Below are 9428 nucleotides of genomic sequence, written 5' to 3' on the forward strand. Positions count from 1 at the left end.
TTACTCGAAAGAGTAGTGAAACAGCCCGCTATTATATAGCGGGCTTTTTTACGTCTGCAATTTAACAGCTTCGCTGCTAGGGCGGACTACGTCCTGCTAGGGATAGCTTCAGAAACGATAACAAGCGAACGCTGTGCTCACGGATAGAGACAGCTTCGTTACCAAGATTTTATAGCATCTAGCAGCGCAGCGTCCTAGCCTCTAGGTTTTTAGCTCGATTGTTATCTCTCGTCATCGCTTGCTACCTCTCGCTACCAAGATTTTATAGCCTCTAGCCGCGTAGCGTCCTAGCCTCTAGGCTTTTAGCTCGATTGTTATCTCTCGTCATCGCTTGCTACCGCTCGCTACCAAGATTTTATAGCATCTAGCAGCGTAGCGTCCTAGCCTCTAGGCTTTTAGCTCGATTGTTATCTCTCGTGATCGCTTGCTACCGCTCGCTACCAAGATTTTATAGCATCTAGCAGCGCAGCGTCCTAGCCTCTAGGCATTTCGCTCGATTGTTATCTCTCGTCATCGCTTGCTACCGCTCGCTACCAAGATTTTATAGCCTCTAGCAGCGTAGCGTCCTAGCATTTAGGTATTTCGCTTTGAAACTAGCATGTTGAAGTGATTTGAATCGGTTAATAAGCTGTCATTACACAACTTATCAATATGACTTACCAAGGCAGGGTTAACAGCTTATCTAAAATAGGTTTATTGGCTTCAGGGAACTCATATTCAGAGATGGATTGTAATTCAACCCATTGTATTTGTTGTCCTTCAACGCCAGTTGCTTGGCCATTGAAATCAGTCACTAAGTGGATATCAAGTCTTACCTGCTTATCTGGATAGTCATGGCTGATATCCATAAATGCTGTTGTGCTGTTTACATCAAGATCCACTTCTTCTTTCAATTCACGAATTAAAGCGGCAGTTACCGTTTCATTTTGTTCAACTTTACCACCCGGGAATTCCCATTTTCCACCTTGATGTAAATGGTCATGACGCTTGGCTAATAAAATTTGTTTATGTTGGTTTATAATAACGCCGACAGCAACATGTATTCTCTTTTGCATGTTTTGCCCTTACTATTTCTTTCTTATTGTTTGAATAGATTGTTTAAACGGATTATTTAAAGAAGTCACCTTCATCAAAACCAGCATCATCCAACAGATCTAGGTCTATATCGTGCTTAACCGGAATAGCATGTTTTTCACTCGCCCAGTCACCAAGATCGATAAGTTTACAACGTTCACTGCAAAAAGGCTTAAATAGGGAGTCGTCTTTCCATTCAACTTTGGTGCTGCAAATTGGGCAGTTTACTACTGTTAAAGGCATAATCATTCTTGGTTATTAATCTTACTCGTGATGGTAAAGTGTTTAGGTGCAGGTTGCTAGTGAGAACTCAACAGTTTCACTTGTATGACGATGTAAATCGAAATCGACAAAATGAATGGCATAACGATTTCGATTGCCACTGATTGTAGGATAGCAATTTTGGTTGGGGTTTATTTTTACACGGATTAATGACAGAGGCTGCGGTGAGCTGCCTTGATAGAACCCTACTGGTGCTTGGCATAAACTAAAATCTGCTGTCGTTCTAATCAGTTCTAGCAGTAGCATGATTGGGGCTAATAGTGGCTGAAATTGCATCCGCCAATTTTCGATATCTTGCTGTCGATATTGCCAGTCTTTGTCTAGCCAAAAGTGCAGCTGAGGAAAATCAAAATTACAGTATGCCCCGGTCATATTGAAGCGCTGTCGTAATGAACAGATAAACTTATCTTGTTTTAGGCTACAACCAATTCTTTCTTGTGCTTGCAGCGGCGATTTCAATGCAATCAGTCTTTCGGTCAGTTGATCCACTTGCGCGTTATCAACATTTGAGTTTGTACGCCAATGGGAAATTAACTGAATTTGTTTATCAATATCTTTTAATATATCCGTGCGATAATCACAACGTTCTGTTAGCTCTGCAAGAGAAAATAACGGGGCAAAACATTGATGTTGATTATCTTGTTCGGCATGCAGTTTTAACTGTAAGGCAAGGTTTTCTATACGCAGATAACTGCGTATTTTTTCATTTAATGGTTGCTCATAGATTAAATCAGTCATGGACGTTAGTTTCTAAATCGGCTGCCTGTTGTAAGTATTGTTGGTGCAGACCAAATACTTGACTGCGCAACACCTCATGATCTCCTTGATTATCTATAATATTATCAGCTTGAGCAAGCCGCTGTTCTCGGGTCATTTGACTCGCCAGAATATGCTCAACTTGTTGTTTACTGACGCCATCACGTTGTATCGTCCTTGATATCTGTAACTCTGGGGCAATATCTACAACCAAAGTCGTATCCACTAAACTATCTAAATGATTCTCAAATAGCAAGGGCACTATCATTATTACGTATGCTGAGGTCGATGTTTGTACTTGGTCGAGCATCTTCTGGCGGATCATAGGGTGGAGTAAATTATTAAGCCACAGTCGCTGTTCGGGATTGTCGAAAACTTGTGTACGCAGAGCCGCTCTATCAAGGCTGCCATCGGTTAGCAAAATAGCCTGGCCAAAGTGCTCTGTTATTGCTTTGAGCCCATCAGAGTTGGTTGAGACAACCTCTCTGGCGATAACATCGGCATCAACTAAGTCTATGCCGTATTGCGCGAATAAATTCGCCACAGTCGTTTTACCACTGGCAATGCCGCCCGTTAAGCCCACGATAAACTTTTTTAACATCATAAGGTACTCAGATACCAATTGAGGATGTCATGTCCCCACACTAAGGCTATCCATCCCGCTAAAGCAATATAAGGACCAAAGGGGATTGGGTTACCCTTGCTGAGCCGCTTAGCCATAATCATGGTTATGCCAACTACCGCGCCCACTAGCGATGATAATAGAATAATTAATGGCAGCATTTGCCAGCCTAACCATGCACCGAATAAGGCTAATAATTTAAAGTCACCGTATCCCATGCCTTCTTTGCCCGTCACCAATTTAAATAACCAAAATACTGACCACAAGCTTAAATAGCCAGCCGCAGCGCCGATAATAGCGTCTTCAGGGCTAGCATAAATACCTTTAAGGTTAATGATTAATCCTAACCAAAGAATTGGTAAGGTGAGTTGATCGGGCAATAGCATTTCATCTAGATCAATACCCGTTAATGCCACCAAAACAAAGGTTAAAATACTGGCATAGAAAAATTGCCATGTTGGGCCAAAGTGCCAAGCTAATGTGGCAATCAATACTCCGGTGAGCAGTTCGATAATCGGATAGCGGATTGAAATACGGGTGTTGCAATCGGCACACTTTCCCTTAAGCATCATCCAGCCCAATATAGGTAGATTATGCCAAGGTTTAATGTCGGCTTTGCATTTAGGGCAGGCAGAACCTGGCACGATGAGGTTGTATTTTTTCGGAAAGGGATCGATGGCTTTAGTTAAGCGATCATTGCCTACTTGCTCGACAATATCTGGATGATATTCATTGAGATAAAAATTACATTCACTTTGCCATTCTCGTTTCATCATCACAGGTAAACGGTGAGCCACTACGTTGAGAAAGCTGCCAATGGTGGCCGCAAAAATAAAGCTAATCGCCACAAATGCCCAAGGATATTGGCTCATTGTGGCAACAAAAGTTGAGATAAATTCAGTCATTATTCTTCTTATACTTATTCTTATACTTATTCTTATACTTGGTCATATTTATTTAGCCGACAATATTGCCCATTTCAAAAATAGGCAAATACATACCGACAATTAAACCACCGACGAGAGTACCAATCACTACCATCATAATCGGTTCTATTAAACTTGATAGTCCATCAACAGCATCATCTACTTGCATCTCATAGATATTAGCCACTTTGTTGAGCATGTCGTCCAAGCCGCCGGATTCTTCACCAATCATCACCATTTGAATCAGCATGTCAGGGAATAATTTGGTAGTGCGCATCGCCACATTCATCTGCATGCCGGACATCACTTCTTGGCGTACTTTTAGTAGTGCCTTACGATACACATAATTACCTGACGCGCCCGCGGCAGATTCTAAACCATCAATTAATGGCACCCCAGCAGCAAAGGTAGTTGATAAGGTACGGGCAAAACGCGCCATTGAGGCTTTGTGGAGAATATCACCTATCACGGGGATTTTTAGCAGCATTACATCGATTCGATCGCGAAAGCTCTGGGATGTTCTATGGGTTTTCTTGAATAGCCAGATGCCGACGATAATCGCGATAACAAAGAAATACCAAGAGGCCTGCAACCAGCGAGATATGCCAATAATAAATTGCGTAAAGGCCGGCAGTTCAGCCCCAAAGCCGTTAAAGATTTCTTCAAATTGGGGCACCACAAATAATAATAATAACGAGGTTACTAAGATGGCCACAATAACGACTGCAGCAGGATAGAACATGGCTTTTTTTATTTTTGATTTTAACTGCTCAGCTTTTTCGCGATAGGTTGCTATGCGATCAAATACCGCATCCAGCGATCCTGAATGTTCGCCGGCAGCGACTAAATCAACATAGAGATCATCAAAGTATATACGGTGTGGCCTTAGCGCATCCGAAAGTGGAATACCGGATTGGACATCAGATAAAATAGTGCCCAATAATTCGCGCACTTTGGCTTTTTCATGGCCGCGGCCAAGCAGTTCAAGGGTAGTGACCAAGGGCACGCCCGCAGCAAGCATGGTGGCTATTTGGCGGGTGATCATCGCAATGTCCATTGCGGTGATACTTTTTTCTGTTTTAAATAATGGGGCTGACTTTTTGCGTACCCCTTTTAGGGTGACACCTTGGGCTTTTATTATACTGCGAACTTCAGCAATAGAGGCGCCTTTTAGCTCACCCGAAGTGCGCTGGCCATCACGATTAACCCCTTTCCATTGGTAAGTAAACACCTTAGGTTGGTGTTTGATAGTTTTTTTCGCCTTCGCCTTCGCCTTTAGCTTTCTTTTTGCCGCTGTTGCTGTGGCCATTGAGCCAGTCCTTTTATTATTGAACTCTTACTCCAGGGTCATCACCTCTAGAGTCTTATTACAAAACGAGATTTATCGAAAGAGCAGACTTTTCTACTGTAGACTAATTAAAAGCTAGTGACACGGTTAATTTCGGCGATACTGGTAACGCCATGGATCACTTTGAGTAACCCAGATTGGCGCAGATCACGCATGCCTTGCTGTTTAGCGAGGGTAGCTATTTGCAGCGAGTTGCCGCCTTCCATAATGATCCGGGCAATTTCATCGCTCATTTTCATCACTTCGTAAATACCGACCCGGCCCTTATAGCCACCTGAGCAGAGTTCACAACCTACGGGTTTAAATGCCGTAAAACCATTGGCTATATCGGCTTCAGTAAAACCTAAGCGTTGCATTTCAGCAACAGGGATTTCTTCTTCATGCTTGCATTCCGGGCATAAGCGCCTGGCAAGGCGTTGGGCAATAATTAAATTGACTGAGCTAGCAATGTTATAACCCGGTACGCCCATATTAATTAAACGAGTTAAGGTTTCTGCTGCCGAGTTAGTGTGCAGGGTTGATAATACTAAATGGCCGGTTTGCGCTGCTTTAATCGCTATTTCGGCGGTTTCTAAGTCGCGTATTTCACCCACCATCACCACATCAGGATCTTGACGTAAAAATGAGCGCAGCGCCGAAGCGAACGTTAAGCCGGCCTTTAAGTTAATGTGGACCTGGTTGACCCCTTCGAGGTTAATTTCGACCGGATCTTCTGCGGTGGAGATATTACGCTCTTCGGTATTAAGAATATTAAGGCCGGTATATAAGGACACTGTTTTACCGGAACCGGTAGGCCCGGTGACTAAAATCATTCCTTGAGGTTTAGCGAGCATTTCTTCGTATAACAGCCTTTGATCATCTTCATAACCGAGCTTTTCAATCCCCAGCTGGGCGGAAGATGAGTCTAAAATCCGCATCACAATTTTCTCGCCCCAAATGGTCGGCAAGCTACTGACACGAAAATCAATTGATTTGGTCCGCGACAGCTTCATTTTTATGCGGCCATCTTGGGGCAAGCGGCGCTCGGCAATATCCAGTTTTGACATCACCTTTAAGCGGGCTGAAATCCGGTTGGACAGATTGACTGGTGGTTCGGATACTTCATGTAATATACCGTCGATACGAAAGCGAATACGGTAGCGCTTCTCATAGGGCTCGAAATGTAAATCAGAAGCGCCTTTACGTATGGCATCGGTGAGAATTTTATTAATATAGATAACAATCGGCGCATCGTCACTGCTGTCACCGGTCGGCTCATCATGTCTTTCGGTATTAGCGACTTCAATACCTGCAAGAGCTTCTTCGTCAACGCCTTCTAATCCAAGACCGCTAATGTCTTCTTCGAGTATTTTTTCTAAGGCTTTAAGCAGTTTGTCGTCTTCAACTAATATCGCTTCAGCATGCAGCCCTAAGCTAAATTGAAAATCTTCAAGTGCGGCAATATTGGTTGGATCTGAGGTGGCAATATAGAGGCGGTTGCCGCGTTTAAATAGCGGTAAGCACTTATGTTTTTCGATGAGTTTTTTGTTTAATAACTCTTCGGCTATTGTTGCAAGATCAAATTCGGTTAAATCGAGTAACGGGGTGCCATATTCTTCATAGCAAAGCTCGGCAATTTCACGAGCAGACAACATTTTAGAATGAATTAAGGTGGTGACAAGCGAAACTTTGGTTTTACGAGATTGGGAAATCGAGGCCGCAACCTGTTCTTCTGTTAACAGGTTTTTTTTTATAAATAATGTGGAGAGACCAAGATTTAATCCCGCAGACGACATGCTTATTTACCTTGATAACATAATGATATTTTTAAATTATGACATAAATACTTTTATAGCCAAAGACAAAAAAGGCAGCATAAGCTGCCTATGTTTTTTAGCCCAATTTAAGGAGCTGTAGTACACTTACCAGGTAAATAGGTCGCATCTAAATCAGATGTACAACTCCAAACCCCTTGAAGTGTGCGAGTTAGTGTAATAGTTTTACCATCAAACTTAGCGACGTTACCGCCTTGAGTTGTACATGCTAGAGAACCACCAACGGCGGCAGTAGGAACCACTACAGTAACCGCTGAACAATATGTTGTCGTTGTACCAACACCAATAAAACCAGCGCTGTCTCTTGTTGTATTCGGTGTTCTACCTTCAACTGCCGCTTGCTCAAAGCCTACTTTCCCAGAGGTTATTTCTTGAAGTGCGGATGCAGCCTGTGAACGAACGGTGTAATCCTGATAAGCAGGCAATGCGATTGCTGCAAGAATACCGATGATCGCGACGACGATCATTAATTCAATAAGCGTAAAGCCCTTAGCGTTTTTGATTTGATTGATACTTTTCATTTTCTCTCCGTAAAATAGGCTAGGGTCGTATCAATCCTCGATATCTATAAGCTTCACTTAGACTAGTAACTATTGCTAGTAACTAGGTGAAGTAGTTGGCATTCCATTTGCCTAAAACCGTAAAGCACAATTGTGTGGTGCTAGATACTAGATACTAGATGACCACGATTATTATAGTGCCAGCGTTACTTGTGTTGACCATGGTTATCTCTGTCTATGCTGTTTTTGGCACAATGGCACAATATACAACACATAGGTAATAACCATGTTAACCGCAAACAATGCTAGCCGATTATTTATTTAATAGAGCATTTAGGCTGAGTGGTAAACATAGAGTAAATAGGTCAATGTTAACAAGATACAAAATAACATCTGCTAGTGTGGTTACAAAGTAAATGTTAATTAATTGTTAGTATTTTGACGTTATTTACAATCTAACGAGTACAGTGCATGGCTGAAAGGCCAACTCGCCAAGGTAAACGTTAATATAAACTGTTACAAAATGGAATAGGGTTAACGGCTAAATAAAAAATAAATGTCTAAAAACGCTCTATTTTCACATTTCCCGTACATTATGCGATAAATTATTTTTGACTTCTCTGGGTTAAGAAGTGTTTTTTTGACAAAAAAGCAACAAAGGCGTTTTATTGGCGCTTTTGGGGGGAGAAATCTGACAGGTTTATACCCAAGCTAAAATCTAAAATCTAAAATCTAAAAGCCTAGAGGCTAGAGCGCTACGCTGCTAGAGGCTATAAAAGCTAAAAGCCTAGATACTAGAGCGCTACGCTGCTAGATTCTATACAAGCAAAAAGCACAAAGCCTAGATCGTTTCGCTGCTAGGACGCTATGCGGCTAGAGGCTATAAAATCTTAGCAGCGAAGCTGTCCTAGCAGGACGCAGTCCGTTCTAGCAGCGCAGCGATCCTAGCAGTGACGTAGTCACGCCCTAGCACCTTAGCAGGACGCAGTCCGCCCTAGGATCTTACATTTATGGTTAACTTTTTAATCTCAATGACAAATCTAAGGCTTTTACGTGCTTAGTCAGTGCGCCGACAGAGATGTAATCTACACCTGTTTGCGCGAAAGAGGCTAGAGTGTCTAAGGTGACATTGCCTGAAACTTCTAATTTAGCGCCATTACCTTGGTTTTTATAGCGATTATTAAGGCTGACAGCGTCGACCATCATAGTCACGTCGAAATTATCGAGCATAATGATATCGGCGCCGCCATCGAGTGCTTGAGTGAGTTCTGCAAGTGACTCGACTTCGACTTCGACTGGTTTGTGACTGTCTAACGCGCGTGCTGCTGTAATGGCTTGGGAGATGCCGCCGCAAGCCATAATGTGGTTTTCTTTAATTAAGAAAGCATCGAATAAGCCTATGCGGTGGTTTCTGCCGCCACCACAAGTTACCGCGTATTTTTGGGCGGTGCGCAGTCCTGGGATAGTTTTGCGGGTATCGAGTAATTGGGTATGAGTACCCACGAGCTTATTCACGTACAACTTTGTTAAGCTGGCAACCCCTGATAAGGTTTGAATAAAGTTCATTGCAGTACGTTCGCCAGTTAAAATAGCCCGTGCTGGGCCAGAGAGTTCGCATAACAATTGATTGGCCACAATTAAATCACCGTCATCAACATGCCAATGCAGCACCACTTCACTGCCCAGTTGATTAAAGACTTGCTCTGCCCACGCTTTACCACAAAAAACCCCATCTTCGCGGGTGATTAACGCGCCTGAAACATGTTTATCTGCTGGGATAAGCTGGGCGGTAATATCGGCATTAAGCATATCGTGGATAGTATTGTGGGTCGTGTGACCTAAGTCTTCATCAAGCGCTGTTTGCACAGCATGACGGATATCGTTTTCTAACATAAGCTAAGTCCTTGCTAAAGAACGTGATAAGGCTAAATGATAACCTTGTTCAACAGAGTGTTCAATGGGGTGTTTGTTGCAAAAAGCATTTGTTAAAGATTAGCATAACTTGGCTATATACTGACACTTATATGCATCTATACCCGTGATCATTGAAAATGCTTGATTTTGTCCCAAATGGGATCATCATAGCCCTATGAAACAAATTACACT

General features: G+C 42.6%; 9 protein-coding genes. All 9 read right to left on the reverse strand.

Annotated features, from left to right (window positions below; translation table 11 throughout):
- Nucleotides 1-656 precede the first annotated feature (656 nt).
- The 9 genes from mutT to nadC all read right to left on the reverse strand — a co-directional run bounded on the left by mutT (nucleotide 657) and on the right by nadC (nucleotide 9215).
- On the reverse strand, nucleotides 657-1055 hold the full coding sequence (mutT, locus tag AAEZ02_RS21195; protein ID WP_351079347.1) for an 8-oxo-dGTP diphosphatase MutT: 399 nt from the start codon (nucleotides 1053-1055) through the stop codon (nucleotides 657-659).
- 52 nt (nucleotides 1056-1107) lie between these two features.
- Complete coding sequence (gene yacG / locus AAEZ02_RS21200; RefSeq protein WP_101033769.1) at nucleotides 1108-1317, reverse strand: DNA gyrase inhibitor YacG; 210 nt, start codon at nucleotides 1315-1317, stop codon at nucleotides 1108-1110.
- Nucleotides 1318-1359: 42 nt separating this feature from the next.
- Nucleotides 1360-2094 (reverse strand): cell division protein ZapD, encoded by a 735-nt coding sequence (zapD, locus tag AAEZ02_RS21205; RefSeq protein ID WP_351079344.1) that lies wholly within the window; start codon nucleotides 2092-2094, stop codon nucleotides 1360-1362.
- Entirely contained in the window at nucleotides 2087-2716 is a 630-nt protein-coding gene (gene coaE / locus AAEZ02_RS21210) for a dephospho-CoA kinase (RefSeq protein WP_351124897.1), read from the reverse strand. The genes zapD and coaE overlap by 8 nt, the downstream gene beginning before the upstream one ends.
- The gene (locus AAEZ02_RS21215; RefSeq protein WP_351124900.1) at nucleotides 2713-3639 is read right to left on the reverse strand and encodes a prepilin peptidase; all 927 of its coding nucleotides are present in this window, start codon (nucleotides 3637-3639) and stop codon (nucleotides 2713-2715) included. Before AAEZ02_RS21215 ends, coaE begins: the two co-directional genes overlap by 4 nt.
- A 52-nt stretch (nucleotides 3640-3691) precedes the next feature.
- The gene (locus AAEZ02_RS21220; protein WP_351124903.1) at nucleotides 3692-4969 is read right to left on the reverse strand and encodes a type II secretion system F family protein; all 1278 of its coding nucleotides are present in this window, start codon (nucleotides 4967-4969) and stop codon (nucleotides 3692-3694) included.
- 107 nt (nucleotides 4970-5076) lie between these two features.
- The gene (gene pilB / locus AAEZ02_RS21225; protein ID WP_351124906.1) at nucleotides 5077-6783 is read right to left on the reverse strand and encodes a type IV-A pilus assembly ATPase PilB; all 1707 of its coding nucleotides are present in this window, start codon (nucleotides 6781-6783) and stop codon (nucleotides 5077-5079) included.
- A gap of 107 nt (nucleotides 6784-6890) precedes the next feature.
- Nucleotides 6891-7343, reverse strand: a complete 453-nt coding sequence (locus AAEZ02_RS21230) for a pilin (protein WP_351089326.1) — start codon at nucleotides 7341-7343, stop codon at nucleotides 6891-6893.
- Nucleotides 7344-8336: 993 nt separating this feature from the next.
- Nucleotides 8337-9215: a carboxylating nicotinate-nucleotide diphosphorylase gene (nadC, locus tag AAEZ02_RS21235; protein ID WP_351124909.1), complete on the reverse strand. Its 879-nt coding sequence runs from the start codon at nucleotides 9213-9215 to the stop codon at nucleotides 8337-8339.
- Nucleotides 9216-9428 lie beyond the last annotated feature (213 nt).

Source organism: Shewanella sp. T24-MNA-CIBAN-0130, from assembly GCF_040310185.1.
GTDB classification, from domain to species: domain Bacteria; phylum Pseudomonadota; class Gammaproteobacteria; order Enterobacterales; family Shewanellaceae; genus Shewanella; species Shewanella psychromarinicola.